The following is a 25,911-nucleotide window of genomic DNA, read 5'->3' as shown; positions in this document are numbered from 1 at the left end:
CCGCGCCGCGCTCACGCCAGCCAGATTCGCAGGCGCCGCACCGCTTCCCGGCACTCGGCCTCCGAGCCGGCGAAGGAGAACCGGACGTGGTGGTGGCCGGCCTCCCGGTCGAAGTCGAGGCCGGGGGTGGCCGCCACGCCGGCCTCGTCGAGCATCCGCCGGCAGAAGGCGGAGGCGTCGTTGGTGAGGCGGGCCACGTCCGCGTAGAGGTAGAACGCGCCGTCGACCGGATGCGTCCGCCCGAGGCCGAGGCCCGGGAACGCGTCGAGTAGGATCGCGCGGTTGCGGGCGTAGCCGTCGCGCACCGCGTCGAGTTCCTCGGTGGCGTCGAAGGCGGCGAGCGCGCCGACCTGCGAGAGGGTGGGCGCCGAGATGTAGAGGTGCTGCGCCAGCCGCTCGATCGGGCGCACGAGGGCGTCGGGCACCACCATCCAGCCGACGCGCCAGCCGGTCATGCAGTGGTACTTCGAGAACGAGTTGATCACGATCGCGTCCGGGTCGAACCGCAGGGCGGTCGTCGTCGGCACGCCGTAGCCGAGCCCGTGGTAGATCTCGTCGGAAACGAAGGGCAGGCCGAGCGCCCGCGCCGCCGCGCACAGCTCCGCCAGCGCCGCCTCGCCGATCACCGTGCCCGAGGGGTTGGCCGGGCTCATCACCAGAACGCCCGAGAGGGCGTGCGCGGCATGAATCTCCCGCAGCAGCGCGGCGGTGGGGGCGTAGCGGTCGGCCGCGCGGAGCCGCATCGGCACCGGCACCAGGTCGAGGGCCGCGAGGATGTTGTGATAGGCCGGGTAGCCCGGCTGGGGCACGCCGACGCGGGCGCCGGCGTCGAACAGGCTCAGGAACGCCAGGATGAAGCCGGCCGACGAGCCGGTGGTGACCACGACCCGCTCCGGCGCCACCGCGACGCCGTAACGCTCGCGGTAGTCCCGCGCGATGCGCGCGCGCAGCTCCGGCATCCCCAGGGCCTCGGTGTAGGGCACCCGGCCGCCCTCGAGCGCGCGCTGCGCGGCGGCGATCACCGCCCGCGGCGCCGGCGCCGAGGGCTGCCCGACCTCCATCCGCACCACGTCCTCGCCGGCGCGCGCCTTCCCGGCGGCGGCGGCCATCACGTCCATGGCGAGGAAGGGCGCGACGGCGGCGGCACGGCGGGAGATGGGGATCATCGGATGCTTGTACCCGGGCGGCGGCCGCGGGTCAGCCCTCGGACGGGTCGGCGATGCTGCGCAACCCCCCTCAATGCCCGACGAACCCCGCCGCCATGTTGACGGCGAGCGCCAGCACGCCGGTGTTGAACAGGTAGGCGTAGACCGTCTGCACGGTGGCGATCCGGCGCATGCGCTTGCTGGTGATGTTGGTGTCCGAGGTGGCCGCCGCCGCGCCGATGGTGACGGTGAAGTACAGGAAGTCCCAGAAGTCGGGGGCGTCGTCGCCGTGGAAGTCGAGGCCGCCGCGGCTCTCGCCGGGCGCGTCGTCGCCGTAGTAGACGTGGGCGTAGTGGATCGTGAAGACGAGCTGCACGAAGGCCCAGGTGCACAGCACGGTCGCCCCGGCGAGCGTCAGGTCGAAGACCTTGCCGGCGCCGCTCGCCTTGCCGCCGAGCACCAGCACGCCGACGGCGGCGAAGCTCGCCGCGGCCGCGAGCAGCGTGAACACCGTCACCAGGGCCGCGCTGTCGTCGAGGCGCGACGCCTGCAGGCGCAGGGCGTCGCGCGACTGCCCGGTGGATTGGTGGACGATCAGCACCGCGTAGGCCACGATCCCGGCGCACCAGCCGGCGAGCAGGCGGGTGACGAGGTCGTCGCCCGGCATCAGCAGCGCGCCCGCGGCCATGATGCCGAACGCCGCGAGCAGGCGCGGGCGGAGCCGGAAGGCCCGGATGGGATTGATCATCGGCGTGACGCCTCGCGGGAGAAACTTCGATCGGGCACGACGGGATTTGACCCGCCGCCGTGAAAACGCCTAACCCGGCCGATAGCGGACCGGCCAGACCCCGGTCCGGCCCGCCCGCCGCGCCCGCCCAGCGAGGACGTATGCCTCTCTTCCGTTTCCTCTCGGCCTCCCGCCGCGCGCTGCTGCTCGCCGTCCCCTTCGCCGTTCCCTTGGCCATGCCCCTCGGCCTCCCGGCCCGGGCGCAGACCGCGCCGGCCGCGCCCTTCACCGATGCGCAGCGCGCCGGGATCGAGGCGATCGTCAAGGACTACCTGATCAAGAACCCCGACGTGCTGCAGGAGGCGATCGCCGAGGGCGAGAAGCGCCAGGCCGAGACCCAGCGCCTGGCCCAGGCCGCCGCGCTCAAGGAATCGCAGAAGGCGCTGCTCGACAGCCCGCACGACGTCGTCGCCGGCAACCCGGCGGGCGACGTCACGATGATCGAGTTCTTCGACTACAATTGCGGCTATTGCCGCAAGGCGCTCGGCGACGTGCAGGCGCTGATCAAGGCCGATCCGAAGCTGCGCGTGGTGATCAAGGATTTCCCGGTGCTCGGCCCGGAATCGCTCGAGGCCAGCCAGATCGCGCTCGCCGCCAAGCAGCAGCTCAAGGGCGACAAGCTGTTCGAGTTCCACCAGAAGCTGCTCGAATCCAAGGGCCGGGCGAACGGCGCCAAGGCCCTCGACGTCGCCAAGGCGATGGGGCTCGACGTGGCCCGGCTGCAGAAGGACGCCCAGGGCCCCGAGGTGAAGGCGGCGCTCACCGAGAACCGCGGCCTCGGCGACAAGCTCGGCCTGTCCGGCACGCCCGCCTTCATCATCGGCGACGAGATCATCCCCGGCGCCGTCGGCGTCGACCCGATCCGCAAGACCATCGCCGACGTCCGCCAGTGCGGCCACGCCTCCTGCTGAGGCGAGAAAGGGTGTCGCGAACGCGCCCGGTCGTCTAAGACCGGCGCCTTCGCGGGATCCGGGCCCCGGTCGCGCGGCCGCGCCGGCGGATCGGCGCCGCCGCGGCGGTCACCCCAATCCCAGGTCAAGCCCCCAGAAGACAGGCCCGATGTCCAAGCACGACCCCATCGATGCCGATCTCGTGCGCGAGCTCGCCAACCTCGTCACCGAGACCGGCCTGTCCGAGATCGAGGTCGAGAAGGGGGATCTGCGCATCCGCGTCGTCCGCCGGATCGAGCCCGTGAGCGTCCAGGTGGCCGCGCCCGCCGCGATGGCGGCCCCGGCGGCGCTCGCGCCCGTGCCGAGCCCCGGCCCCGGCGCCGCCCCCGAGCGCGGCAAGACCCATCCCGGCGCCGTGCCGTCGCCGATGGTCGGCACCGCCTACCTGCGCCCCTCGCCCGAGGCGAAGGCCTTCGTCGAGGTCGGCTCCCGGGTCGAGGTCGGCGACAAGCTGCTGCTGATCGAGGCGATGAAGACCTTCAACGAGATCGTCGCGCCCCGCGCCGGCACGGTGGCCGCGATCTTCGTCGAGGACGGGCAGCCGGTCGAGTACGGCGAAGCCCTGATCGTCATCGAGTAGTCGGGCGCGCCTGTCCCCACCCGAACCGCGCACCCTCCGCTCGAAAGCGCCCCTGCCATGTTCGACAAGATCCTGATCGCCAACCGCGGCGAGATCGCGCTTCGCATCCTCCGGGCGTCGAAGGAGCTCGGCATCAAGACCGTGGCGGTGCACTCGACGGCCGACGCCGACGCGATGCACGTGCGGCTCGCCGACGAGAGCGTCTGCATCGGCCCGCCGGCCGCCCGCGACAGCTACCTCAACATCCCCTCGATCATCGCGGCCTGCGAGATCACCGGCGCCGACGCGGTCCATCCCGGCTACGGCTTCCTCTCGGAGAACGCGCGCTTCGCCGAGGTGCTGGCCCACCACGAGATCGGCTTCATCGGCCCCAAGGCCGAGCACATCCGGATCATGGGCGACAAGATCGAGGCCAAGCGCACCGCGCTCAAGCTCGGCATCCCGTGCGTGCCCGGCTCCGACGGCGGCATCGAGGACCCGGAGGAGGCCAAGCGCGTCGCCGCCGAGATCGGCTACCCGGTGCTGGTCAAGGCGGCGGCCGGCGGCGGCGGGCGCGGCATGAAGGTGGCGCGCTCGGAAGCCGAGCTGAGCCAAGCGCTCGGCATGGCCCGCTCCGAGGCCAAGGCGGCGTTCGGCGACGACGCGGTCTACCTGGAGAAGTACCTCACCAACCCGCGCCACATCGAGGTGCAGGTGCTGGGCGACGGCCGCGGCGGCGCGGTGCACCTGGCCGAGCGCGACTGCTCGCTCCAGCGCCGGCACCAGAAGGTCTGGGAGGAGGGCGGCTCGCCCGCGCTCAACGAGGCGATGCGGGCCGAGATCGGCGAGATCTGCGCCGACGCGATGCGCAAGCTCGGCTACCTCGGCGCCGGCACCGTCGAGTTCCTGTACGAGGACGGGCGGTTCTACTTCATCGAGATGAACACGCGGATCCAGGTGGAGCATCCCGTCACCGAGATGATCACCGGCATCGACCTCGTGATCGAGCAGATCCGGGTCGCGGCCGGCGGCGCCCTGTCGGTGGCGCAGGGCGACATCAAGGTCGAGGGGCACGCCATCGAGTGCCGCATCAACGCCGAGCACCCGGCGACCTTCCGGCCCTCGCCCGGCCTCATCACCTACTACCACCCGCCCGGCGGCCTCGGCGTGCGCGTCGACTCGGCCGCCTTCCAGGGCTACCGCGTGCCGCCGCACTACGATTCGCTGATCGGCAAGCTCATCGTCCACGGCCGCACCCGCAACGAGTGCCTGATGCGCCTGCGCCGGGCGCTCGACGAGTTCGTCATCGACGGCGTCGACACCACGCTGCCGCTGTTCCGCACCCTGGTGCGCAACCCCGACGTCCAGAACGGCGCCTACGACATCCACTGGCTCGAGCATTTCCTGGAGGGGGGCGGCCTCGACGCCTGATCTCGTCGCGGCGGATCGGCACGAAACCGGTCTTCGGCAGGCCCGCGCGGGGCTCGAGCCGGGCCCGAATCCAGGATCCCGCGGGGATGATCCGGATGCGATGCGGGGCGTCGGCCGGTGGAACCGGAACGGAAGCGCCCGCCGCCCGTTGCTCGGTCCCATCGCACGCCATCGAAACGGATCTCCATGCGCCTCGCATCCCTCGCCCTCGTCGGCGCCCTGATCTCCGGCCCCGCCCTCGCCCAGGATGCCGGCAACGTCGGCCAGCCCTCGCGCGCCGTGCCCCAGGCCGGCCAGACCACCGGCGGCCCGCGCGACACGGCACCCGGCGCCGGCGGCGCGATGACCACCGGCAGCACCGCCACCCGCCCGGCCGGCGAGATGGGCGCGACCCCCGGCGCCGGTGCCGTCGACTCCGCCAAGGGCGGCAACGCCGACCAGACCAACAAGATGGCCCCCAACGCCGGCGCCACCTCGGGCGGCCCCGCCCGCTGATTCGCTCCGCCCGTCGCGAATCGCGAGGCCGGTTCCCGGAAGGGAGCCGGCCTTTTCGTTTTCCCGTCCTTCGCTGCGGCGACCCGGACAGATCGTTCGAGGCGCCGACCGGCCCCCTCTCCCGCACGGGAGAGGGGACCTGCGTTGTTTCCGGCCGCGACGCGGACGCATGACGGCCGGCGCGGTGGGCAGCGCAAGCCCGCCGCACCACCCAGGCTGGACATCCCACCACCGCCGGACTGGAATGGCCGCTCAGGCGAAGGCCGGCACGGGAGGCGACGATGTCCGATCCGATCGTGATCGCGGGGGCGGCGCGCACGCCGATGGGCGCGTTCCAGGGGGAGCTGGCGCGCGTGGCGGCCCCGGAGCTCGGCGCCGCGGCGATCCGCGCGGCGGTGGCGCGGGCCGGGCTTCCCGCCGACGGCGTGTCCGAGGTGGTGATGGGCTGCGTCCTGCCGGCGGGCCTCGGCCAGGCGCCGGCGCGCCAGGCGGCGCTCGGGGCCGGCCTGTCCGAGGCGACCCCGTGCGCGACCCTGAACAAGGTCTGCGGCTCGGGCATGAAGGCGCTGATGCTCGGCCACGACATGATCGCGGCGGGCTCGGCCGGGACCGTGGTGGCGGGCGGCATGGAATCGATGTCGAACGCGCCCTACCTCCTCGACAAGGCGCGGGGCGGCCAGCGCCTCGGCCACGGGCGCATGCTCGACCACATGTTCCTGGACGGGCTGGAGGACGCCTACGATCGCGGCCGCCTGATGGGCACCTTCGCCGAGGACACTGCGCAAGCCTACCAGTTCACGCGGGAGGCGCAGGACGCCTACGCCCTCGAATCGCTGGCCCGCGCCACCCGCGCGACGGCGGAGGGCGCCTTCGCCGACGAGATCGTCCCCGTCGGCGGGGCCGCGACCGACGAGGGCCCACGCCGGGCCCGGCCCGAGAAGATCCCGACCCTCAAGCCCGCCTTCCGGCCCGACGGCACGGTGACGGCGGCCAACGCCTCGTCGATCTCGGACGGGGCAGCGGCCCTGGTGCTGATGCGCCGGTCGCAGGCCGAGCGCGGCGGCGTCGCGCCGCTGGGCATCGTCCGCGGGCACGCGAGCCACGCCGCGGCGCCGGCCTGGTTCTCGACCGCGCCGATCGGCGCGATCGGCAAGCTGCTCGACAAGGTCGGCTGGCGGGCCGGCGACGTCGACCTCTACGAGATCAACGAGGCCTTCGCGGTGGTGGCGATGGCCGCGATGCGCGACCTCGACCTGCAGCCCGACCGCGTCAACGTCCACGGCGGCGCCTGCGCCCTCGGCCACCCGATCGGCGCCTCGGGCGCCCGCATCGTGGTGACGCTGCTGGCCGCGCTCGCCCGCACCGGAGGCCGCCGCGGCATCGCGGCGCTCTGCATCGGCGGCGGCGAGGCGACGGCGATCGCGGTGGAGCGGACGTCCTGAAGCAGGGTCGAGCGTGGCGGATACCGCCTCGCGTGAAGACAATGCGACCACGCCATGAGCCGGTGCTCGTTCCGTGATACGAGGATCGCAAAAAGGGTGCTAGCCGGCAAGCCGACGGTTCGGGGCGGCCGCAACGGCGACCGCCGATTCCCCGAGGCGGGGTCGGTCGCCGAACCGGTGCACGACGTGGCGGCCCAGCGCGATCGCCGGCCTCTCGATCCATCGATACATCAGCGTCGCGACGCCGACGGTCACGAGCGCGGTCGCCGCGGCGAAGACGTGGACCGGGACGACCGGCTCGTATCCCGCCAGCGCGTGCTCGAGCACGACCTGGACCACGGGCCCGAACAGGTAGATCGAATAGCTGATCGCACCGAGGCCGACGAAGACCCGTCCTTCGATCCTGACCTTCACGGCGAGGAGCGCGAAGAGCGCCATCGCCAGCCAGTAGGTGATGACGTACTTCACCCAGCTCTCGTGAAAACCCATGTCGCGATTGTAGGCGAGCACGGACACCAGTGGCACGGCGAGGATCAGCGCCGCCGTCACCAGGGCCGATGCGGAGCCCCAGCCCGCCCGCTGCTCGAAGACATGGTAGCGCAGGCACAGGCCCCAGAACATCACGGCGAGCGAGAGCGGCACCGCCACGGGGAACTTGCGTTCCAGATGGAAGCGCAGGCCGGCCAGGACGACGGCGGCCGCGATGAGCGAGAGCGCGCAGACCACCGCACCCGTGCGGTCGTCGAGGCGACCGATGACGAACAGCCCCACGCAGATGGCGTAGAAGATCAGCTCGATCTGGAGCGTCCAATACAGGCCGATGATGTTCTCCACGCCGAGGAACTGCTGCAGCATGGTCATGTTGGCCGGCACGAGCAGGTTCGGCACGTCGCGGCCGGCCCACACGAACAGGACGAGCAGGCCGCACGGGATCGAGAGCCAGTAGGCGGGATAGAGGCGGAAGAACCGCGAGACGGCGAAGGCCAGGACCGGTCGGCGGCTCGGCTTGAAGAGCGAGAACGGGACGACGAAGCCGGAGACGGCGAAGAACAGCGTGACCGCGATCTTGCCGACGTCGAGATACGCGGTCAGGTGCCCGAGCAGGTCTCGCTCCAGCGGAGACGACCCGAGCTGAGCCCTGAGACCGAATTCGACGGTATGGGCGTAGATCACCGCCAAGGCGGCTAAGCCGCGGATCGAATCGATGCAGTGGAGGCGGCGCATGACGGCATCGATCACGTTCGCCCTCGGATGCAGGGCGCGGCGACGATTGCAGGCGGTCCGAGTCTCGACAAGCCGCTTCGAAGGGCTTGGTTAAAGGCCGGCCGGCGACGCGACGGGTGCCCCGCGGAGGCTCGACGATCGGCAGGATTCGCCGTGGATCGGCGCAAGACACCTGAGGCGGGATCGTCGAGGCAGGCAGGAAGGCGAACCGGATCCGACCAGAGACGCACATCGAGCCCGATAGGTCCGATCGAACGCCGGAGCGGTCGTCCTCGATCGGGGAGCCCGGCCGTCGGGCGAAGGTCCGCGCGGCATCGTCAACGCAAGGCTTCGTCGCCCGAGGACGTCGGCTTGGCGGAGCGCCCGCCTCGCGGCCGCGGCCCTGCGAGGCGGGGTCGGCGGCGACCGAAGCCGAACGCGATGCGCGGTCCGCGTTCGGCCGCTAGCGTTTGCGGGAGGCTAGGCCGCCACGCCGGTCCCGATCGGGCAGGCGACGCCCGTGCCGCCGAGGCCGCAATAGCCGGCCGGGTTCTTGGCCAGGTACTGCTGGTGGTAGGCCTCGGCGAAGTAGAAGGTCTGGCCGGAGACGATCTCGGTGGTGACGTCCGGGAAGCCGCGGGCCTTCAGCGCGGCGGCGTAGGCCGAGCGCACGGCCTTGGCCGTCGCCTCCTGCGCGGGATCGGTGAGGTAGATGCCGGACCGGTACTGCGTGCCGACGTCGTTGCCCTGGCGGTACCCTTGCGTCGGGTCGTGGCTCTCGAAGAAGGTCTTGAGCACGGATTCGAGCGGCAGCACCGCCGGATCGAAGGCGACCAGCACGACCTCGTTGTGCCCGGTGCGGCCGGAGCAGACCTCCTCGTAGGTCGGGTTCGGGGTGTACCCGCCCTGGTAGCCCACCGCCGTGACGAACACGCCCGCGGGCAGCTGCCAGAACTTGCGCTCGGCGCCCCAGAAGCAGCCTAAGCCGAGGCCGATCGTCTCGGTGCCCGGCGGGTACGGGCCCTTGAGCGGGTTGCCGTTGACGAAGTGGGTCTCGGAGGTCGGCAGCGGATCGGGGCGGCCGGGCAGCGCGTCGGCCGGGCTCGGCATCTCGGCCTTCTTGCGGAACATCTGCAGCATCGGGCATCCTTCGGGCGGCGGGTTCGCGTCAAACCCGTATATGGGGTCGCCCGCCCGGTTGATGAAGCGGCCGGTCGCCTCAGGAGCGCGTGAGGAACCCGATCGGCTCGCGCGCCGGCTGCCCGAGCCAGAGCAGCACCGCGCCGAGGCCGAGGCCGAGCAGCGAGGCCGGCGCCAGGGTGAGCGGCAGCACCGCGAGGTTCCACAGCCACGGCGCCACGCCCTCGACCGTGGCCTGGAGCGCGCTCGCCTTGTCCTTGAACAGCGTGAACAGCAATTCGCTCAGCGGCGTGATCCGCAGGCCGTTGTTGGCGACCGAGCGGGCGCCGTCGTAGACCAGGGCCACGAAGCCGCCGGCCAGCAGCACGAAGCCGAGGAGGCGCAGGAGGAAACGGAACATCGTCGGGTCTCGGGAGCACGCGCGTCGGCCGGTCCGGAGGGCGTACGAGCCCCGCCCCCGCCGCGCAAGCGGTTGCCGCGCCCGCGCCCGCCGTGCCACAGGGGCGGCCCCGGCGACAGGAACCGACCACCCGTGACCATCCGCGTACAGGCCCCGGTGCCGCCGGCCCTCGTCATCTTCGATTGCGACGGCGTTCTGGTGGACAGCGAGCCCCTGAGCCTCGCCTGCCTCACCGCCGGGCTCAACCGCATCGGCGTCGCGATCGACGTCGAGACCGTGCGGGCGCGCTTCGCCGGCACCTCCATGGCCTCGATCATGGGCCACGTCGCGCGCGACTACGGCGTCACGGCGCCCGATGGGTTCGTCGCGGCGGTGAAGGCCGAGACCCTGGCGATCTTCGACGCGGAGCTGCGCGCCATGGCCGGGATCGCCGAGGCGGTGGCCGCCCTCTCGCTGCCGACCTGCGTCGCCTCGAGCAGCGATCCCGTGCGGCTGCGCCACTCGCTCGGCCTCACCGGCCTGCTGCCGCTGTTCGACGGGCGGATCTACTCGGCGGTCGAGGTCGCCCGCGGCAAGCCGTTTCCCGACCTGTTCCTGCACGCCGCCGCCCGGATGGGGGTCTCGCCCGACGCCTGCCTGGTGATCGAGGACAGCGTGCCCGGCGTCACCGCCGCGCGGGCGGCCGGGATGCGGGTGCTCGGCTTCACCGGCGGCGGCCATTGGGGCCACGACCGCGACGGGGCCGACCTGCTCGCGGCCGGGGCCGCGCGGGTCTATCGCGACCACCGCGACCTCGCCGCGAGCCTGGCGGCGATCGGCGCGCAGGGCTGAGGCAGGATCGGGCTGCCGCCCGGGACGGCGGCGCGGGTTTGTGCCCGAAAACTGCAAAAAAACGGAAACGGCTTCCTTTGACGCCGCGCCGGCAGATCTCCATCTTAGCGAGGTCGGGCGATGCCAAGCATCGCCGACCGCGGTGATTTGAGGAGCATCGCTTGCGCCGCGTCATCAAACGCTAAAGCACTGCCGGACGACGCCGTCCTGCGGTCCTTCAACGTCAGGAGGACTCCTACCGTGATCCGATACCCCTCGACCCCCGCTCTCCCCGTGCACGGCGCGCGTATGCGCCGGCCTCGTGGTTGCTGTCGCGGCTGACGTTCGCGCGCCGACAGACGATCCGACCGCCCAGCACCGCCGGCATCGCGACCGGCCCCGGGAGACATCCGTCATGCCACAGCTTCATCCGGCCGCGCAGGCCGCCCCGACGCACGACCTGTTCGCCGACCACCTGACCCAGCGCGCCCGCAACCGCCTGCACGCGGAGCCGCCGCCGACCCGGATCATCGAGGTGGGCGAGATCGCCGCCGGCATCGCCGTGCCCGAGCCCGGCGGGGTGCGCTTCTTCTCCTCGGCCCGTGCCTTCGACGAGCTCGACGGCACGGTGTTCCGCAGCACCGAGCAGGCCGCCCGCGCCGCCCGCGAGCGGTTCCGGGCCCGCACCCGGGTGTCGGGCGCCCGACCGGGCGGGGGCAGGCCGGCCGCGGTCTGAGGGGGGCTACCCTTCCTCCCCCCTTACTTGCACTCCTCGCGGGTGCGCTTCATCGCCTCGCCGAAACCGGCCAGCGCGTACTCGTCGCTGGTCGGCCGGCCGCGCATCGAGATGGTCTTGACCAGGAGCTTGGGCACCCGGCCGCTCATCTCGGAGACGACGCGGGCCTCCTCCGAGGGGTTCTGGAGCCAGGCGTTGCCGTCCTTCACCACGAGGCCGTAGCGGGCGCTGCCCAGGGTGATCGCCGGGTCGCTCGGGGCGGCGGCGGCGCCGGGCTTGGCCTGGGCGGCCGCGGGCTTGGACGGGAAGCCGAGCATCACCGCGATCTCGTTCTGGACGTTCTCGCCCTTGCGCACGGTGACGAACAGGTAGGCGGTGTCGCGCTTGAGCGTCGCCGGAGAGCGGGTCTGCGGCTGGGCGATGGCGTAGCACAGGCGGGTCTTGCCCTGGCCGCTGGCGAACACGTTCCAGTCGCCGAAGATCGCCACCGGCGTCGCCTGCTGCATGCCGGGCGGCGTCGGCGCTTCCTTCGGCGTCCGCTCGCGGCCGCCCCGGCGGCGGCGGTGGGAGGCGGCGGCCGGCGCCTCCGCCTCCTGCGCCGAGGCCGCCGAGATCCCGAGCAGCCGCGCAACCGTCGGTGCGCTGCCGGCGGGCAGCAGGCACGTCAGCGCGAGCGCGCCGAGCGGGAGCAGGCAGAGGGCTGAACGCATCGTCACTTCCCGGTCGGCTGGCCGGCGCGCCGGGCGCGCCGAGGGCTCGGTCGGCGCGACACCGGCACCGGACGCGGGAGTCATGAAGCCTGCGCGCCGCTTCGGCAAGATGGGGTCTCGGGCCGCCCGGATCGGCGCCGCCCGGCGCCGTCAGCCGGCGTGGATCTCGGCGGCGGCGTTCTGGGCCGCCATCGCCGCGACCGGCAGAGCCGGCGCCTCGCCGAGGTCGATCCGCACCGGGGGTTGCGGAGCGGTCGGCGCGGGGGCCGGCTTGGGCTGGGGATCGTTGTAGGGCGTGTTGTAGCCCTTGCGCACGGCGGCCCAGTAGGCGTCGCGCGCGAGGCCGGAGCCGACGAGGGCCGCGTCGATCATCGCGGTGGCGGTGGCGGCGAGTGCCGGGGTCTCTTCCGGCTTCGTCCAACTCTCGACGGGCATGCTCGCGGTCTCCGATGCGCTTGCGCCGCTGTAGCAGGGCTTACCTAGCTAGACCGTGAACGCGCCAGGCGGCTTTCGGTTGCTGTGCACCATTTTCAGGCAGCCGGCTCCGCGAGCCGCGTGAGCCAGCCCTCGGCCTGCGCGCGGACGTTGGCCGGGGCGGTGCCGCCGAAGCTGACCCGGCTCGCCACCGAGTTCGCGACGCCCAGCACCGCGTAGACCGCCTGCGTGATCTGCGGCTCCGCCTCCTGCATCTCGGGCAGCGACAGCGCCTCCAGCCCGACGCCCTTGGCCGAGGCCATGCCGACGAGGCGGCCGGTGACGTGGTGCGCCTGGCGGAACGGCAGCCCGAGCTCGCGCACCAGCCAGTCGGCGAGGTCGGTCGCGGTGCTGTAGCCGGAGCCCGCGGCCCGCGCGAGGACCTCCGCGTTCGGCTCGAGGTCGCGGACCATGCCGGTCATCGCGGCCAGGCACAGCGACAGCGCCTGCAGCGCGTCGAAGGTGCCCTCCTTGTCCTCCTGCATGTCCTTCGAATAGGCCAGCGGCAGGCCCTTCATCACCGTGAGCAGGCCCATCAGCGCGCCGACGATGCGCCCGCTCTTGGCCCGCACCAGCTCCGCCGCGTCGGGGTTGCGCTTCTGCGGCATGATCGACGAGCCGGTGGTGTACCCGTCCGACAGCTTGACGAAGTCGAACTGCGCCGAGGTCCACACCACCAGCTCCTCGGCGAAGCGCGAGAGGTGGATCGCGCAGATCGAGGCGGCCGAGAGCGATTCGAGGGCGAAGTCGCGGTCGGCGACGGAATCGAGCGAGTTCGCCGTCGGGCGGTCGAAGCCCAGCGCCGCGGCCGTGGCGTGCCGGTCGATCGGGAACGAGGTGCCGGCGAGCGCGGCCGCGCCCAGCGGGCACTCGTTGAGCCGGGCGCGCGCATCGCGGAAACGGCCGCGGTCGCGCGCCAGCATCTCGACATAGGCGAGGCAATGGTGCCCGAAGGTGACCGGCTGGGCCGATTGCAGGTGGGTGAAGCCCGGCATCACCGTGCCGGCATGGGCCAGCGCCTTCTCCGCCAGCGCCCGCTGCAGCCCGGCGGCCTGCGCGTCGAGGTTGTCGAGGGTGTCGCGCACCCACAGCTTCATGTCGGTGGCGACCTGGTCGTTGCGCGAGCGCGCGGTGTGCAGGCGCCCGGCGGCCGGGCCGACGATCTCGGTCAGCCGGCTCTCGACCGACATGTGGATGTCCTCGAGCTCGCGCTTGAACACGAAGCCGCCGGACTCGATCTCCGCCTGCACGGCCTTGAGGCCGCCCTCGATGGCTGCCACATCGTCGGTCGGCAGGATGCCCTGGGCGCCCAGCATCGCGACATGCGCCAGCGAGCCGCGGATGTCCTGGGGGGCGAGGCGCTTGTCGAATCCGATGGAGGCGTTGATCTCCTCCATGATCTCGGCGGGGCCGCTCGCGAAGCGTCCGCCCCACATCCGGTTGCTCATGGTCTTCCCGATCCTTCCGCTCGCGCTCGAGCATTCCCCGTGATCCCGCGATCACGGGGAATGCGCCCGCCTCTCGTGTGGTCGCATTCTCTTCACGCGCGCCGGCATCCGCCGCGCTCGAAAATGCTCTGGGGTACGCAACGATGATGCCTGGACGATTGATGGGCGCCGCGATCGGCGCCGGCCTCGTCACCGCCTTGGCCGCCGGCCTCGCCCTATACGGGACCGGTGCGGGGCCCGGCAACGCCCCCGCGCCCTGTGCCGGCTCGGCCGCCGCGGTGGCCCGGGTCGACGCCGCCGCCCGCGGCGACGTCGCGGCGATGCAGGCGCCCGAGAAGGCCCGGCCGGCACCCGACATCGCGTTCAAGGGGCCGGGCAACGGAGGGAAGGACGGGGGAGGGGAGGCCGACCTGCGGCTCTCGGATTTCCGCGGCCGCCTCGTCCTCCTGAACCTGTGGGCGACGTGGTGCGCGCCGTGCAAGGCCGAGATGCCGGCCCTCGACCGGCTCGAGGCCGCGCTCGGCGGCAAGGATTTCGCGGTGGTCGCGATCAACCTCGACACGCGCAACCTCGACAGGCCGCCGGTCTGGATGCGGGACAACGGCATCGCGCGGCTGGCCTACTACGCCGATCCCGGCGGGCGCGTGCTGCCGGCGGTGCAGCGCGACACCGGCTCGCCCGGCCTGCCGACGACCCTGCTGGTCGACCCCGCCGGCTGCACCATCGGCGTGATGAAGGGGCCGGCCGAATGGTCGAGCCCGGACGGGCTCGCGCTGATCCGGGCGGCCCTCGGGCGCACGTCCTGAGCCCGCTTCGGATCGCGGGCGCGCTGTCCATTGGACTTTAAGGCAAGGCGCGAAGCCGGGGGCCGGCGGATGATTTGCCGCGATGCCCGATTGCCTGAGGCCGGACCCTGCGCCATAGCTCGGCTATAGCCGAGGTTGGGCCATGATCTTCGTAACGGATGCAGCCGGAAAGGTGGTCTATCTCAGTGATGAATGGACTGTTCTGACCGGTCAGCAGATCGAAGACGTATCGCAACAGGGATGGAGCAAGGTCATCCATCCGGACGACCTCGCCGTCGTGCGGACCGTGGTCGCCGAGGCGAGCGTCGCCCGCAGCGAGTTCACCGTGCGCTATCGCCTGCTGTCGCCGGACGGGCGGGCGACCTGGGTCGTGGCCGGCGCGGTGCCGTCCTTCGGGCCGCCCGAGCGGACCTTCCTCGGCTTCTTCGGCTCCATCAGCCGGCTCGCGTCGCCGCCGCCCAAGAGCACGGCGACCGGGTCGCTCGGCCGCTTCACCCTGCCGTCGCCGGTTGCGGATTCCGAGCCGCGCTCGGTCTTGGAGCTGGTCGCCGACCACCTGATCACCGCACATGCGCTGATCATGCAGGGCGGCGGCACCTGCGCGCTGGCCGCGGTCGAGGTCGCCCTGCACGAGGTCGGCCGCGAGCTCGTCCGGGCCTCCGCCACCGCGCAGGACGGCTCGAACCTGCATTAGAGCCTCGTCGCGCGCGGTGGATTCCGGCTCGCGTGTGGACGATGCGATCTCACGACAGGCCCTGACGGCGCGGCGTCGGTTCGGCGCGCCTCACGCCTCGGTGTCGGCGTCGAGGTCGCGCCCGCGGGTCTCGTGCATCATCCAGGCGGCGATCGTGCCGAGCACGCTGAACGCGACGAGGTAGTAGGCCGGCGCCAGCCGGTCGCCGGTGATCGCGATCAGCTTGTTGACGACGTAGTTCGTGCTGCCGCCGAAGATCGAGACCGAGAAGGCGTAGACGATCGAGAGCCCGGCGCTGCGCACCGCCCGCGGCAGCGATTCAGGGATCGCGACGATGATCGCCGCCGCGTTGATCGAGGACAGCGCCGACATCAGGAACGTCACCGCGTAGACCGAGGCCGCGGTCGGCGCCTGCGCCAGCCACCAGAAGGCCGGCACCGCCAGCACCACGATCGCGGCCCGCGGCCACACCAGCACCGGGCGCCGCCCGAACCGGTCGGCGAGCCAGCCGCCCAGCAGCGGGAACACCACCGAGGCGAGGCCGAGGGCGATCGGCACCGCCGTCGACACCGTCTCGGTGAGCCCCAGGGTGGCGTGCGCGTAGACCGGCATGTTGGTGCCGATGGCGTTCGAGACGGTCGAGGCGGCGATGACGACGAAGGTCAGGAGCAGCAGGCGCCCGTGCTCGCGCAGCAGCCGCACCACCACCGCGCCGGTGGAGGCGGCCGCCGCCGGATCCTCGCCCTCGCCCGCGGTCTCGGGCAGGTGGCTGCGGATCACGAGGCCGACCGGCACGACGCCGATGCCGAGCAGGAACATGACGCGCCAGCCCCAATCCGCCATCGCCGCCTCGCCGAGGACGATGGTGAGGCCCGTCGCGACGATGCCGGCGAACAGGGCGGCGCAGCCCTGGCTCGCGATCTGCCAGCTCGCCACGAAGCCGCGGTGCCTCGGGGGCGCCGCCTCCAGCAGGTAGGCGGTGGAGGGGCCGACCTCGCCGCCGAGCGCCAGCCCCTGGATCAGCCGCCCGACGATGACGATCACCTGCGCCCAACCGCCGAGCGTCGCGTAGGACGGCGCCAGCGCCAGCATCAGCATGCCGACCGCCATCAGCGCGATGGTGATCAGCATGGCGGGCTTGCGGCCGGCCCGGTCGGCGAAGGCGCCGATCACGATGCCGCCGATCGGCCGCATCACGTAGCCGATGCCGAACAGGGCGAGCGAGGCGAGCAGGCTGTCGGTGGCGTTGTCGGACGGGAAGAACGCCGCGCCGATCGGCACGGCGAAGAAGGCGTAGAGCGTGAAGTCGTAGAACTCGAGCGCGTTGCCGAGGACCACGGCGCCGACAGCCTTGCGGTTCAGGGCCGGGTGGTCCGGTGTCGTCGTGGCGGTCATCGCGCGTCCTTGCGTCATCGGTGCCCGCATAGACGTCCCGAGCCCGGACCGCCACCGGCAGGGCTTGCCCGTGGGCGCAAACCCGGGCACCCCCGGCGCCATGACGAAGCCGCGCCCCCGTTCCGCGATCCGCACCGCGCTCGCGAGCGAGGCGGCCGGCGGCCTCGTGCTGATGGCGGCCGCCGCCTGCGCCCTCGTCGTCGCCAATACCGGGCTTGCCGGGACCTACGCCCAGGCGCTGCACGCGCCGCTCGGCCCGTTGAGCATCCAGCACTGGATCAACGACGGCCTGATGGCGGTGTTCTTCCTGCTCGTCGGCCTCGAGATCAAGCGCGAGGCGCTGGACGGCGCGTTGCGGACCTGGCCCGACCGGGCGCTGCCCGGCATCGCGGCGCTCGGCGGGATGGTGGTGCCGGCCCTGGTCTACCTCGCCTTCAATGCCGGCGCCGGGACCGCGCGGGGCTGGGCGATCCCGGCGGCGACCGACATCGCCTTCGCGCTCGGCGTGCTGGCGCTGCTCGGCCGGCGGGCGCCGGTCTCGCTCAAGATCCTGCTCGGCGCGGTGGCGATCGTCGACGACCTCGGCGCCGTGCTGATCATCGCGCTGGCCTATACCGGCGGCCTCGACCCGACGATGCTCGGGCTGGCGGCCGTGGTGCTGGCGCTCCTCGTCGGCCTGAACCGCTCCGGCGTCGTCGCGCTCGCGCCCTACCTGCTGCTCGGCCTCGTGCTCTGGGTGCTGGTGCTGCGCTCGGGCGTCCACGCCACGGTGGCGGGCGTGCTGCTGGCGCTGACCATCCCGATCCGCGTGAGCCCGGGCCGGCCGGAGGACGCGACCTCGCCGCTGCACCGGCTGGAGCACGCGATCACGCCTTTCGTCGCCTTCGGGATCGTGCCGCTGTTCGGCTTCGCCAATGCCGGGGTGCCGCTGCGCGGCCTGTCGCCCACCGCCTTCCTCGACCCGGTGACGCTGGGCGTCGCGTTCGGGCTGTTCCTCGGCAAGCAGGCCGGCGTGTTCGCCGCCCTGCGCCTCGCGGTGGCGCTCGGCCTCGCGCGCCGGCCCGGCGGGGCGAGCTGGGTCCAGGTCTACGGCGTCGCCGTGCTGTGCGGCATCGGCTTCACCATGAGCCTGTTCATCGGCGCGCTCGCCTTCTCCGATGCCGCCCACGAGACGGAGGTGAAGCTCGGGGTGCTCGCCGGCTCCCTGCTCTCCGGCCTGGTCGGCGCCGCGATCCTCGGGCTCCCGTCCGCGCGGAGCCCCGCCCGGGCCTGAGCCCCGCCCGGGCCTGAGCCGGGCCCGGCGAGCCGGCTGGCGAATCCTCGAAAACGCCCCTTGCCAGCATGGGCCGGGCGGGTCTAGCCTCTCCTCATGGCGACGCGGCCCCCCGATGCGAGGCTCCGTCGCCGGAGCGAGACGAAGAGGAGGTCTGCCATGCATGCAAGCCCCACCCACGTCCATTCCGCCGACACCGGTGCCGGTGACCAGGACGATCCGCCGAGCGTCCATCGACAGGGATAGAGGTTTTCGGGAGGGTTTTAGGCGCCCGACCCCGCGGCCCCGAGCGCCGCGGGACGCACGCCGGACAGCACCCTCGAACCCGGGAACGTGGCCCCTGCCACCGGCCCGTCGGCGAAAGCCGGCGGGCTTTTCGTTCGTGCCTCCCGCGTGCCGCCACGGTGCGAAGCGCGCCGGCCGCGCGTCGTCCCGTGCTCCATGCCGATCGAATGCAAAATTACTTACGTATCCGCGCCGCGCCGCCCTTGCGCGCGGAAGCCGAAGCGGTAACGTCGGGCATCATTACAGGATCGGAGAATCACCGCGGAAGAAGAGCGACGGCTAACGATTCGGTCAACGCAGCACAGGATGGTCCCCATGTCCGAGACGATTCGCGTCAAGCCTACCCAGGACGGCACCTATACGGTCTATCGTGGGTCCACCGCCCTGATCTCCGGCCTCACGCGCCTCCAGGCCGAACGCTACGAGGCCAGCATCGGCGACCGCCGGCGTTCCGGGCTTCTCGCCGCCACCGCCTGAGCCGAACGTCAGCCCAGCGCGAGCGGGCCGAGATCCATCACGGTTCCGCCCGCTCCGATCCCGCGCTGCGCCGCCGAGACGACGTGGCGCCCCCCGCTCTCCGAGAACGCGTACAGGATGTAGGCTGCCCGCCGGGCGGCCTCCGACCCGTGCCCGCCGGCCTGCGCGCCGGGCCGCGCCGAGGCGGATGCACCGCCGACCACCGGGATCGCCCGCCCGCCCGGCCCCGCCACGTGGGCGACGCTCGCCACGTGGTTGTGCCCGTGCAGGACGAGGTCGGCGCCGACGCGGCCGAGCATCGCGCTGAAGGCCGCGGCATCGCGCAGGTCGCGTCCCGGGCTCGCGCCGCCGGGATGGGGCGGGTGGTGGATCATCACGACGCGCGCCGGCCGCGACGGGTCGGTCGCCAGCGTGCGCAGGAGCGATTCGGCCGCCGCGATCTGGCGCGGCCCGAGCCGGCCGGTGGCGACGAACGGCACCGTCGGGATCGCGCTCGACAGGCCGACCAGAGCCAGCGGCCCGCGCCGGCGCAGATAGGGAAACGTGCCGCTGCCGCCGGCGTCGTCGGCGGTCCAGGCACCGCAGGCCGCGAGCAGGCCCTCGAGGGAGCCGCGCACGTAGGCGTCGTGGTTTCCCGGCACGAAGCTGACCGCCTCGGGCGTGCCGAGCGCTTCCAGGAAGATGCGCGCGGTGTCCCACTCGCTCGGCAGGCCGATGTTGCACAGGTCGCCGGTGCAGGCGACGTGGTCGGGCGCCTGCAGCCTCAGATCGGCGACGAGCGCGCCGAGCACCTCCATGTCGTGGCTGCGCGAGCGCCCGCGGCGCCAGTTGGCGTAGCCCGTCGCGCGCTTGCCGAAGAGCTGGCGCAGGCGCGGCCGCGGCAGGGGGCCGACATGCGGGTCGGTGAGGTGGGCGAGGCGGAAGGACACGGGGGACCGCATCGCGGTTGAGGCCGGCCGCGTCAAGCGAGCCGGCGCGTGCCGCACGCCGACCGAGCCTCACGCCGCGCGACGATCGAGGTTCATGCCGCGCGACGATCAGGGTTCATGTGAAGGCGACCATCCCGACGCCGACGATCATCAGGGCCGCCCCGAGCACGCGCCACAGGCTGGCCGGATGGACCTCGAACCCGACCCAGCCGTAGTTGTCGAGCACGATCGAGGCGACGACGCCGACCGTCACGATGAGGCCGAGGAACGACGCGGCGCCGATCGCGGGCGCGGCGTAGAGCTGGGCCAGGATCAGCAGGACGCTGAGGCAGCCGCCGAGCCAGCCCCACCAGGGCACCGCCGCGACCTGCTCCCAGCTCGGCACGGCGAGCTTGCCGAATGCCAGGCCGCCCAGCAGCATGAAGGCCGTGCTGACGAAGAGGATCACCACGGCCGCCGTGACCGGCAGGCCGAAGGTCTTCGAGAGGGTCGCGTTCTGCCCGGGCTGGATCGCGTTCGCGAGGCCGGCGAGGACGGTCAGTCCGTAGAGATACCACATGACCCGGTATCGCGCGGCCGAACCGCCCAGTTTCCCGATTCGGATCGCCTGCGACGAAATGGCGGCGGCCGGCGCCCCGTCGGATCGGGCCACGCGCTCAGGCGCTGCCGATCAGCACCCCCACCGCCAGCACCAGCGCGCCGCCGAGCACGATCTGCAGCACCGCGCGGCCGAACGGGGTCGCCATGTAGCGGGTGCGGATCGCGGCGATGGCGAGCAGCTCGATCGCCACCACCAGCACCGCGAGGCCGGTCGCGAGCGCGAAGGCGTTCGGCCAGTGGCTCGGGATCGCGTAGGGTAGGGTGTGGCCGAGCCCGCCGAGCGCCGTCATCGCGCCGCAGACCAGGCCGCGCATCCACGGGCTCCCGCGCCCGGTGACGCGGCCGTCGTCCGAGAGCGCCTCGGTGAAGCCCATGCTGATCCCGGCCCCGAGCGAGGCCGCGAGCCCGACGAGGAAGGTCGCGCCGTTGCTGTGCGTGGCGAAGGCGGCGGCGAAGATCGGGGCCAGCGTCGAGACCGATCCGTCGATCAGCCCGGCGAGCCCCGGCTGGACGTAGGCGAGCACGAAGGCGCGGTGGGCGTCGTCGTGGGGTTGCGGGGTATGGGGGTCGACGACGAGGGTCGCGTCCATGATCGATATCCTACTTAGATCGATTCCAAGCTACACATTGGAATTGATCCAAACAACCCGTTTCGCGCGGTTTCGAGGTGTTTTCGGGCACGCCGCGCAGCGATCGGCCGCCCCGGGACGCCCGGTCTCGGTTGCGCGGGCCGAGGCCACGGGTCTAGACAGCCACCGGGCGGCGCAGGACGGTGCCGTCCCGCTGTCGCGTCCGAACTGCCCGACCCGTCGCCAGGCGCGGTCGGCGCCTTGCCGCCCTCCGGCCGTCGCGCCCCCGCGCAAGCCCGGCCGAGCCTCGGAAAGCGAGACATGAATCCCATGCCGACCGTTCCCGCCGTTCGCGCGCCGCAGCATTGCGCGGCCTCGCCCGGCGATCGCGGCCCGTCTGCACGGGGCCGGGTGCGCCGGGCTTCGGCACGATGAGCCTGGGCAAGCGCGTCATCCGCCATCCGGCCGTGCAGGGCGCCCTGGGACGGATTGCGGCCGGCTACCTCACGCTCGTGCGCCGCACCAACCGCTTCACCGTCGAGCCCGCCGGCGCCGATCCCTGGCTCGACGGGATGTCGCCGTTCATCGCCGGGATGTGGCACGGCCAGCACATCATGGTGTCGTTCGCCGGGCGGCCGGTGGACCGGGTCGCGACGATCATCTCGAAGAATCCCGACGGCAACATCAACACCATCGCCCTGGAGCGGATGGGCGTGCGGGTGATCCGCGCCTCCGGCGCCCGCGGCCGCGTGGTCAAGGACGCCAAGGCCAAGGGCGGCGCCGAGGGCCTGCGCGCGATGATCCGGGCCCTGAAGAACGGCGAGATCGTCGCCTTCTCGGCCGACGTTCCGAAGGTCTCGCGCCGGGCCGATGCCGGCATCCTCACCCTGGCGCGCTTCTCCGGCCGGCCGATCGTGCCGGTGGCGGTGGTGACGAGCCGCCACATCCGCTTCGGCAGCTGGGACCGCGCCTGCCTCGGGCTCCCGTTCGGCCGTGGCGCGGTGGTGTTCGGCGAGGCGGTCTTCGTGCCGCGCGATCCCGACCCGGAGACGTTCGAGGCCCTGCGCGCCCGCCTCGAGGCCGAGATGAACCGGGTCCACGACCGCGCCTACACCCTCGTCGGCCGCCTCGACCGGGTCGGGGACAACTGGCTCGGGGCCGCCGCGCCGCGCGCCGAGGCGGCATGAGGAGCCCGGCATGAGGATCCGGGCATGAGGGCGCCGCCCCTCACCTTGGCCCTCAAGGCCTATCGCGGCGGCCTGTGGCTCGGCGAGCCGGCGGTCGCCGGCCTGCTGGCGTGGCGGGCGCGGCAGGGCAAGGAGGACCCGACGCGGCTGCCCGAGCGCCGCGGCCTGCCCGGTCGGGCGCGGCCGGTCGGGTCGCTGGTCTGGATGCACGGGGCCTCAGTCGGCGAATCGCTCTCGCTGGTCGGCCTGGTCGAGGGCATGATTGCCCGCGGCTTCTCGGTGCTGGTCACCACCGGCACCCGCAGCGCCGCCGAGCTGATCGGCGCGCGCCTGCCGGCCGGCGCCGTGCACCAGTACATGCCGCTCGACGCGCCGCGCTGGGTCGAGCGCTTCCTCGACCATTGGCAGCCCGACCTCGCCCTGGTGGCCGAATCCGAGATCTGGCCGAACACGGTGGTGGCGCTGCATGCCCGCGCCATCCCGCTGCTGCTCGTCAACGGGCGGATGTCGGAACGCTCGTACGCGGGCTGGGCGCGCGCGCCGCGCACGGCGCGGGCGCTGCTCGCGCGGATCGCGATCTGCCTGACGCAGACGCGGGACGACGCCGAGCGCTTCGTGCGCCTCGGCGCGCCGCGGGTGAGCGTGGCGGGGAACCTCAAGTACGACGCCGCCGTTCAGCCGGCCGATCCGCAGCAGGTGGCCTATCTCGGCGACATGATCGGCGACCGCCCGGTCTGGGTCGCGGCGAGCACCCATCCGGGCGAGGACGCGGCGGCGGCCGAGGCCCATGCCGCGCTCAAGAGCCGGTTCCCGCGGCTCCTGACCATCGTCGCCCCGCGCCACCCCCATCGCGGCGGCGAGGTGGCGGCCTGCGCCACGGCGCAGGGCCTGCGCAGCGCGCGCCGCTCGGCGGGCGGGCGCCCGCACCCGTCGATCGACCTCTACGTCGCCGACACGATCGGCGAGCTCGGGCTGTTCTACCGCCTGAGCCCGCTGGTGTTCCTCGGCGGCTCGCTGGTGCCGCATGGCGGCCAGAACCCGATCGAGCCGGTGCGCCTGAGCAGCGCCGTGCTGCACGGTCCGCACACGGAGAACTTCACCGAGGTCTACCGCGCCCTCGATGCCGGAGGGGGCGCCGCCGCGGTCGCCGACGCCGCCGAGCTCGCCGCGACGCTGGCCGACCTGATGGCCGCCCCCGACCGCATCGACGCGATGACCCGGGCCGGGCAGCGCGCCCTGGTGCCGTTCGAGGGCGCGGTGGAGCGGACGCTGGCGGTGCTCGACCCCTTCATCGCCCAGATGAAGCTCGCCGCCTTCCACCACGGCTGATGCGCCCGCCGCGCTTCTGGCAGGACGGCCCGGACCATCCGGCCGCACGTCTGCTGGCGCCGCTCGGGCGCGCCTACGGCCGCCACACCGCCGCCCGCATGGACCGGCCCGGCGCGCGGGCGGAGTGCCCGGTCCTGTGCCTCGGCAACTTCACCCTCGGGGGCGCCGGCAAGACCCCGAGCGCGATCGCCCTGGCCGCGCTGCTGCGCGACCTCGGACGGACGCCCGCCTTCCTCAGCCGCGGCTACGGCGGGCGCCTGCCCGGGCCGGTCCTCGTCGATCCCGCCCGCCACGGCTGGCGCGACGTCGGCGACGAGCCGCTGCTGCTCGCCCGCCACGCGCCGGTCGTCGTCGCCCGCGACCGCGTCGCCGGCGCGCGCCTCTGCGTAGCGGCGGGCGCCGACGTCGTCGTCATGGACGATGGCCTGCAGAACCCGACCCTGGCGAAGGACCTCGCGCTCGCCGTCGTCGATGCCGGCGTCGGCACCGGCAACGGGCTGGCCTTCCCCGCCGGGCCGCTGCGCGCGCCGCTGGCGCGGCAATGGCCGCATGTCGGCGGCCTCGTGCTGATCGGCGAGGGCAGGGCGGGCGAAGGCGCGGCCGGCGAGGCGGTGGCGGCGCAGGCCCTGGCGCGCGGCCTGCCGGTCCTTCGCGCCCGGCTGGTCCCCGAGGGCGCCGCGGTCGCCGGCCGCCGCGTGCTGGCCTTCGCCGGCATCGGCCGTCCCGAGAAGGTCTTCGCGTCGCTGCGCGAGGCCGGCGCCGAGATCGCCGCGACCCGCAGCTTCCCCGACCACCATCCCTACCGCGACGCCGACCTCGCGCGGCTCGCAGCGGAGGCCGGCCGCCTCGGCGCGGAATTGGCCACCACCGAGAAGGACCACGTCCGCCTGCCCGAAGCCTTCGCCGCGCGGGTGCGGGTGCTGCCGGTGCGCCTGGCCTTCGCCGATCCGGACGGCGTGCGGGCGCGGGTGCTGGCCGGGCTCCGGATCGGGCCGTGAGCCGCCGGACGATCCGCCCTCCGCGTTGCCATCGGGGCCCAACCCCGCTATAGGCGCTCCACGCCCGCCAGACACCCTTGGAGGCACGGGCGCGTGGGGTTTCGGTTCGGCCGTCCGTCTCGGGCGGCCTTCGTCGTTTCCCCGACCATTCATCAATCGAAGGATCACGCCATGAGCGCAGTCAAGACGCTTGAGGCCGTGGCACGCGACCGGGTCGGCAAGGGGGCCGCCCGGGCCGTTCGTCGCCAGGGCCAGGTTCCCGCCGTCGTGTACGGTGGCGGCCAGCCGCCGCAGTCGATCGCCATCGACCTCATCCGCACCCGCACCCTGATCTACGCCGGCGGCTTCAAGACCACGCTGTTCGAGATCAACGCCGGCGGCAAGAAGACCCGCGCGATCCCGCGCGACTTCCAGCTCGACCCGGTCAGCGGCGTGCCGATGCACGTCGACTTCCTGCGCGTCGTCGCCGGCCAGACCGTCACCGTCGAGGTGCCGGTGCACTTCCACAACGAGGACGCGGCCCCCGGCATCAAGCAGCAGGGCGGCACGCTCAACATCTCGCTGCACACCCTGGCCGTCGAGGTCGCCCCCGACCAGATCCCCGACGGGATCGAGATCGACCTCACCGGCCGCCAGATCGGCGACGTGATCCACGTCTCCGACGTCACCCTGCCGGCCGGCGTCACCTACACCGGCGAGGCCGCCGACCCGATCGCCAACGTCGTGCCGCCGACCGTGCTCGGCGCCGAGGTCGAGGCCGAGGAGGCCGCGATCGCCGAGGCGCAGTCGGCGGAAGCCGAGGCCGAGAAGGTCGAAGCCGAGGCCGAAGAGGCCGAGGCCACCGAGGAGAAGAAGGAGGACTGAGCCCTTCGCGGGCGCGATCCTCCCGCGCCGCCGCCCCGCGGCGGCGCGGCTTCGAGACGATGCCCCGGCCGCGAGGCCGGGGCATCGTCGTTTCGGGAAGGTCGGAGACAGTCGTCATGCGGCTCATCGTGGGCCTGGGCAATCCGGGCAAAGCCTACGCCCGCAACCGTCACAACATCGGGTTCCTCGCGGTGGACGAGATCGCCCGGGTCCACCGGGCGAGCCCGTTCCGGCGCCGCTTCCAGGGGGAGGCGGCCGAGGTGTCGTTCGGGGCCGAGCGCGCGATCCTGCTGAAGCCGCAGACCTTCATGAACGAGTCCGGCCGCTCGGTCTCGGAGGCGCAGCGCTTCTACAAGATCGCGCTGTCGGACGTGATCGTCCTGCACGACGAGCTCGATCTGGCCGCGGCCAAGATCCGGGTGAAGCTCGGCGGCGGGAATGCCGGGCACAACGGCCTGCGCTCGATCACCGCCCAGTGCGGCAACGACTATCGCCGGGTGCGCCTCGGCATCGGCCATCCCGGCGACAAGGCCCTGGTGCACGCCTACGTGCTCAACGACTTCGCGAAGTCCGAGGAGCCGTGGGTCGAGGACCTGTGCCGGGCGATCGCCGACGAGGTGGCCCTGCTGGCGGCCAACGAGAACGAGAGCTTCCAGAATAAGGTCCACCTCGCCATGGTCGGCCGCGGCTGGGCCGACGTGAAGCGGCCCGGCGAGAAGGCCGCCAAGAATTGACACGAAAACACGAGGACACGATATCGAAGGCCGTTGGAGGC

27 protein-coding genes and 1 pseudogene are annotated in these 25,911 nt (G+C 72.9%); 16 read left to right on the top strand and 12 right to left on the bottom strand.

From position 1 onward, the window contains the following. Nucleotides 1-11: 11 nt before the first annotated feature. Both MKK68_RS09815 and MKK68_RS09810 read right to left on the bottom strand, forming a co-directional pair. On the bottom strand, nt 12-1,166 hold the full coding sequence (locus MKK68_RS09815; protein ID WP_244030027.1) for a pyridoxal phosphate-dependent aminotransferase: 1,155 nt from the start codon (nt 1,164-1,166) through the stop codon (nt 12-14). 70 nt (nt 1,167-1,236) lie between these two features. Beyond that, nucleotides 1,237-1,893, bottom strand: a complete 657-nt coding sequence (locus MKK68_RS09810; RefSeq protein ID WP_147729709.1) for a DUF1345 domain-containing protein — start codon at nt 1,891-1,893, stop codon at nt 1,237-1,239. 140 nt (nt 1,894-2,033) lie between these two features. Here MKK68_RS09810 and MKK68_RS09805 point away from each other — a divergent pair, with 140 nt between their 5' ends. From MKK68_RS09805 to MKK68_RS09785, 5 genes are all read left to right on the top strand, one after another. Beyond that, nucleotides 2,034-2,843 (top strand): DsbA family protein, encoded by an 810-nt coding sequence (locus MKK68_RS09805; protein ID WP_409567209.1) that lies wholly within the window; start codon nt 2,034-2,036, stop codon nt 2,841-2,843. Between the two features lie 148 nt (nt 2,844-2,991). Beyond that, complete coding sequence (accB, locus tag MKK68_RS09800) at nt 2,992-3,462, top strand: acetyl-CoA carboxylase biotin carboxyl carrier protein (protein WP_243937055.1); 471 nt, start codon at nt 2,992-2,994, stop codon at nt 3,460-3,462. A gap of 57 nt (nt 3,463-3,519) precedes the next feature. Further along, the gene (accC, locus tag MKK68_RS09795) at nt 3,520-4,872 is read left to right on the top strand and encodes an acetyl-CoA carboxylase biotin carboxylase subunit (protein ID WP_147729490.1); all 1,353 of its coding nucleotides are present in this window, start codon (nt 3,520-3,522) and stop codon (nt 4,870-4,872) included. A gap of 186 nt (nt 4,873-5,058) precedes the next feature. Further along, nucleotides 5,059-5,367, top strand: coding sequence for a hypothetical protein (locus MKK68_RS09790; RefSeq protein ID WP_147729489.1), 309 nt, complete (start codon nt 5,059-5,061; stop codon nt 5,365-5,367). A gap of 281 nt (nt 5,368-5,648) precedes the next feature. Then, nucleotides 5,649-6,809 carry an acetyl-CoA C-acyltransferase gene (locus tag MKK68_RS09785; protein WP_243938322.1) on the top strand — a complete coding sequence of 387 codons (1,161 nt, stop codon included), beginning with the start codon at nt 5,649-5,651 and terminating at the stop codon, nt 6,807-6,809. A gap of 99 nt (nt 6,810-6,908) precedes the next feature. On the opposite strand, the gene MKK68_RS09780 is transcribed toward MKK68_RS09785, so the two are convergent. The 3 genes from MKK68_RS09780 to MKK68_RS09770 form a co-directional block, all read right to left on the bottom strand. Continuing rightward, nucleotides 6,909-8,048, bottom strand: a complete 1,140-nt coding sequence (locus MKK68_RS09780) for an acyltransferase family protein (RefSeq protein ID WP_244030025.1) — start codon at nt 8,046-8,048, stop codon at nt 6,909-6,911. A gap of 444 nt (nt 8,049-8,492) precedes the next feature. Further along, the gene (gene msrA, locus MKK68_RS09775) at nt 8,493-9,149 is read right to left on the bottom strand and encodes a peptide-methionine (S)-S-oxide reductase MsrA (protein WP_244030131.1); all 657 of its coding nucleotides are present in this window, start codon (nt 9,147-9,149) and stop codon (nt 8,493-8,495) included. An 82-nt stretch (nt 9,150-9,231) separates the two neighbouring features. After that, nucleotides 9,232-9,552, bottom strand: coding sequence for a PetM family of cytochrome b6f complex subunit 7 (locus tag MKK68_RS09770; RefSeq protein WP_147728517.1), 321 nt, complete (start codon nt 9,550-9,552; stop codon nt 9,232-9,234). Nucleotides 9,553-9,684: 132 nt separating this feature from the next. Here MKK68_RS09770 and MKK68_RS09765 point away from each other — a divergent pair, with 132 nt between their 5' ends. Beyond that, on the top strand, nt 9,685-10,383 hold the full coding sequence (locus MKK68_RS09765; RefSeq protein ID WP_243951650.1) for an HAD family hydrolase: 699 nt from the start codon (nt 9,685-9,687) through the stop codon (nt 10,381-10,383). A 394-nt stretch (nt 10,384-10,777) separates the two neighbouring features. Continuing rightward, nucleotides 10,778-11,098, top strand: coding sequence for a hypothetical protein (locus MKK68_RS09760; protein WP_243937044.1), 321 nt, complete (start codon nt 10,778-10,780; stop codon nt 11,096-11,098). 23 nt (nt 11,099-11,121) lie between these two features. On the opposite strand, the gene MKK68_RS09755 is transcribed toward MKK68_RS09760, so the two are convergent. From MKK68_RS09755 to argH, 3 genes are all read right to left on the bottom strand, one after another. Then, the gene (locus MKK68_RS09755; RefSeq protein ID WP_244030023.1) at nt 11,122-11,808 is read right to left on the bottom strand and encodes an invasion associated locus b family protein; all 687 of its coding nucleotides are present in this window, start codon (nt 11,806-11,808) and stop codon (nt 11,122-11,124) included. A gap of 150 nt (nt 11,809-11,958) precedes the next feature. Next, a complete protein-coding gene (locus MKK68_RS09750; RefSeq protein ID WP_147729634.1) occupies nt 11,959-12,243 on the bottom strand; it encodes a hypothetical protein in 285 nt (94 codons plus the stop codon). Nucleotides 12,244-12,338: 95 nt separating this feature from the next. Beyond that, a complete protein-coding gene (argH, locus tag MKK68_RS09745) occupies nt 12,339-13,730 on the bottom strand; it encodes an argininosuccinate lyase (protein ID WP_244030021.1) in 1,392 nt (463 codons plus the stop codon). Nucleotides 13,731-13,876: 146 nt separating this feature from the next. Here argH and MKK68_RS09740 point away from each other — a divergent pair, with 146 nt between their 5' ends. Together MKK68_RS09740 and MKK68_RS09735 are read left to right on the top strand one after the other, a co-directional pair. Further along, nucleotides 13,877-14,536: a TlpA disulfide reductase family protein gene (locus MKK68_RS09740; RefSeq protein ID WP_244030128.1), complete on the top strand. Its 660-nt coding sequence runs from the start codon at nt 13,877-13,879 to the stop codon at nt 14,534-14,536. 142 nt (nt 14,537-14,678) lie between these two features. Next, complete coding sequence (locus MKK68_RS09735; protein ID WP_147844284.1) at nt 14,679-15,230, top strand: PAS domain-containing protein; 552 nt, start codon at nt 14,679-14,681, stop codon at nt 15,228-15,230. Between the two features lie 90 nt (nt 15,231-15,320). Here MKK68_RS09735 and MKK68_RS09730 read toward each other — a convergent pair whose 3' ends face one another. Beyond that, nucleotides 15,321-16,625: an MFS transporter gene (locus MKK68_RS09730; protein WP_147728681.1), complete on the bottom strand. Its 1,305-nt coding sequence runs from the start codon at nt 16,623-16,625 to the stop codon at nt 15,321-15,323. Between the two features lie 100 nt (nt 16,626-16,725). Here MKK68_RS09730 and nhaA point away from each other — a divergent pair, with 100 nt between their 5' ends. Further along, entirely contained in the window at nt 16,726-17,898 is a 1,173-nt protein-coding gene (gene nhaA / locus MKK68_RS09725) for a Na+/H+ antiporter NhaA (RefSeq protein WP_244030019.1), read from the top strand. Nucleotides 17,899-18,498: 600 nt separating this feature from the next. Next, the gene (locus MKK68_RS09720; protein WP_187274899.1) at nt 18,499-18,660 is read left to right on the top strand and encodes a hypothetical protein; all 162 of its coding nucleotides are present in this window, start codon (nt 18,499-18,501) and stop codon (nt 18,658-18,660) included. A gap of 8 nt (nt 18,661-18,668) precedes the next feature. On the opposite strand, the gene MKK68_RS09715 is transcribed toward MKK68_RS09720, so the two are convergent. The 3 genes and pseudogenes from MKK68_RS09715 to MKK68_RS09705 form a co-directional block, all read right to left on the bottom strand. Further along, nucleotides 18,669-19,601, bottom strand: coding sequence for a metallophosphoesterase family protein (locus tag MKK68_RS09715; RefSeq protein ID WP_243938337.1), 933 nt, complete (start codon nt 19,599-19,601; stop codon nt 18,669-18,671). 103 nt (nt 19,602-19,704) lie between these two features. Then, nucleotides 19,705-20,148, bottom strand: a complete 444-nt coding sequence (locus tag MKK68_RS09710) for a DMT family transporter (protein ID WP_147729846.1) — start codon at nt 20,146-20,148, stop codon at nt 19,705-19,707. Between the two features lie 97 nt (nt 20,149-20,245). Further along, nucleotides 20,246-20,725, bottom strand: a pseudogene (locus MKK68_RS09705) (VIT family protein); the annotation flags it as partial. A 464-nt stretch (nt 20,726-21,189) separates the two neighbouring features. On the opposite strand from MKK68_RS09705, the gene MKK68_RS09700 reads away from it, so the two are divergent. The 5 genes from MKK68_RS09700 (at nt 21,190) to pth (ending at nt 25,870) form a co-directional block, all read left to right on the top strand. Beyond that, nucleotides 21,190-21,945, top strand: coding sequence for a lysophospholipid acyltransferase family protein (locus MKK68_RS09700; protein ID WP_244030017.1), 756 nt, complete (start codon nt 21,190-21,192; stop codon nt 21,943-21,945). A gap of 24 nt (nt 21,946-21,969) precedes the next feature. Beyond that, nucleotides 21,970-23,274, top strand: coding sequence for a 3-deoxy-D-manno-octulosonic acid transferase (locus tag MKK68_RS09695; protein ID WP_244030016.1), 1,305 nt, complete (start codon nt 21,970-21,972; stop codon nt 23,272-23,274). Then, nucleotides 23,274-24,272: a tetraacyldisaccharide 4'-kinase gene (gene lpxK / locus MKK68_RS09690; protein WP_244030014.1), complete on the top strand. Its 999-nt coding sequence runs from the start codon at nt 23,274-23,276 to the stop codon at nt 24,270-24,272. The genes MKK68_RS09695 and lpxK overlap by 1 nt, the downstream gene beginning before the upstream one ends. Before the next feature lie 171 nt (nt 24,273-24,443). Then, complete coding sequence (locus tag MKK68_RS09685) at nt 24,444-25,136, top strand: 50S ribosomal protein L25/general stress protein Ctc (protein WP_147727247.1); 693 nt, start codon at nt 24,444-24,446, stop codon at nt 25,134-25,136. A 116-nt stretch (nt 25,137-25,252) separates the two neighbouring features. Then, a complete protein-coding gene (gene pth / locus MKK68_RS09680) occupies nt 25,253-25,870 on the top strand; it encodes an aminoacyl-tRNA hydrolase (protein WP_147843436.1) in 618 nt (205 codons plus the stop codon). Nucleotides 25,871-25,911: the final 41 nt, after the last annotated feature.

The sequence above is a fragment of the Methylobacterium sp. E-016 genome (genome assembly GCF_022829745.1).
In the GTDB taxonomy this organism is placed as follows: domain Bacteria; phylum Pseudomonadota; class Alphaproteobacteria; order Rhizobiales; family Beijerinckiaceae; genus Methylobacterium.
The sequence above is the reverse complement of the archived record's forward strand: the minus strand, read 5'-3'. Positions and strand labels throughout refer to the sequence as shown.

Excerpts from the sequence above, each read along its gene's own strand:
- MKK68_RS09740 (WP_244030128.1), top strand. The coding sequence starts at position 13,877 with ATGCCTGGACGATTGATGGGCGCCGCGATCGGCGCCGGCCTCGTCACC.
- MKK68_RS09750 (WP_147729634.1), bottom strand. The coding sequence starts at position 12,243 with ATGCCCGTCGAGAGTTGGACGAAGCCGGAAGAGACCCCGGCACTCGCC.
- MKK68_RS09735 (WP_147844284.1), top strand. The coding sequence starts at position 14,679 with ATGATCTTCGTAACGGATGCAGCCGGAAAGGTGGTCTATCTCAGTGAT.
- MKK68_RS09805 (WP_409567209.1), top strand. The coding sequence starts at position 2,034 with ATGCCTCTCTTCCGTTTCCTCTCGGCCTCCCGCCGCGCGCTGCTGCTC.
- nhaA (WP_244030019.1), top strand. The coding sequence starts at position 16,726 with ATGACGAAGCCGCGCCCCCGTTCCGCGATCCGCACCGCGCTCGCGAGC.
- MKK68_RS09720 (WP_187274899.1), top strand. The coding sequence starts at position 18,499 with ATGTCCGAGACGATTCGCGTCAAGCCTACCCAGGACGGCACCTATACG.
- MKK68_RS09695 (WP_244030016.1), top strand. The coding sequence starts at position 21,970 with ATGAGGGCGCCGCCCCTCACCTTGGCCCTCAAGGCCTATCGCGGCGGC.
- MKK68_RS09730 (WP_147728681.1), bottom strand. The coding sequence starts at position 16,625 with ATGACCGCCACGACGACACCGGACCACCCGGCCCTGAACCGCAAGGCT.
- accB (WP_243937055.1), top strand. The coding sequence starts at position 2,992 with ATGTCCAAGCACGACCCCATCGATGCCGATCTCGTGCGCGAGCTCGCC.
- MKK68_RS09715 (WP_243938337.1), bottom strand. The coding sequence starts at position 19,601 with ATGCGGTCCCCCGTGTCCTTCCGCCTCGCCCACCTCACCGACCCGCAT.
- MKK68_RS09770 (WP_147728517.1), bottom strand. The coding sequence starts at position 9,552 with ATGTTCCGTTTCCTCCTGCGCCTCCTCGGCTTCGTGCTGCTGGCCGGC.
- MKK68_RS09700 (WP_244030017.1), top strand. The coding sequence starts at position 21,190 with ATGAGCCTGGGCAAGCGCGTCATCCGCCATCCGGCCGTGCAGGGCGCC.
- MKK68_RS09790 (WP_147729489.1), top strand. The coding sequence starts at position 5,059 with ATGCGCCTCGCATCCCTCGCCCTCGTCGGCGCCCTGATCTCCGGCCCC.
- MKK68_RS09815 (WP_244030027.1), bottom strand. The coding sequence starts at position 1,166 with ATGATCCCCATCTCCCGCCGTGCCGCCGCCGTCGCGCCCTTCCTCGCC.
- MKK68_RS09685 (WP_147727247.1), top strand. The coding sequence starts at position 24,444 with ATGAGCGCAGTCAAGACGCTTGAGGCCGTGGCACGCGACCGGGTCGGC.
- MKK68_RS09810 (WP_147729709.1), bottom strand. The coding sequence starts at position 1,893 with ATGATCAATCCCATCCGGGCCTTCCGGCTCCGCCCGCGCCTGCTCGCG.
- MKK68_RS09760 (WP_243937044.1), top strand. The coding sequence starts at position 10,778 with ATGCCACAGCTTCATCCGGCCGCGCAGGCCGCCCCGACGCACGACCTG.
- pth (WP_147843436.1), top strand. The coding sequence starts at position 25,253 with ATGCGGCTCATCGTGGGCCTGGGCAATCCGGGCAAAGCCTACGCCCGC.
- argH (WP_244030021.1), bottom strand. The coding sequence starts at position 13,730 with ATGAGCAACCGGATGTGGGGCGGACGCTTCGCGAGCGGCCCCGCCGAG.
- MKK68_RS09755 (WP_244030023.1), bottom strand. The coding sequence starts at position 11,808 with ATGCGTTCAGCCCTCTGCCTGCTCCCGCTCGGCGCGCTCGCGCTGACG.
- lpxK (WP_244030014.1), top strand. The coding sequence starts at position 23,274 with ATGCGCCCGCCGCGCTTCTGGCAGGACGGCCCGGACCATCCGGCCGCA.
- accC (WP_147729490.1), top strand. The coding sequence starts at position 3,520 with ATGTTCGACAAGATCCTGATCGCCAACCGCGGCGAGATCGCGCTTCGC.
- MKK68_RS09785 (WP_243938322.1), top strand. The coding sequence starts at position 5,649 with ATGTCCGATCCGATCGTGATCGCGGGGGCGGCGCGCACGCCGATGGGC.
- MKK68_RS09710 (WP_147729846.1), bottom strand. The coding sequence starts at position 20,148 with ATGTGGTATCTCTACGGACTGACCGTCCTCGCCGGCCTCGCGAACGCG.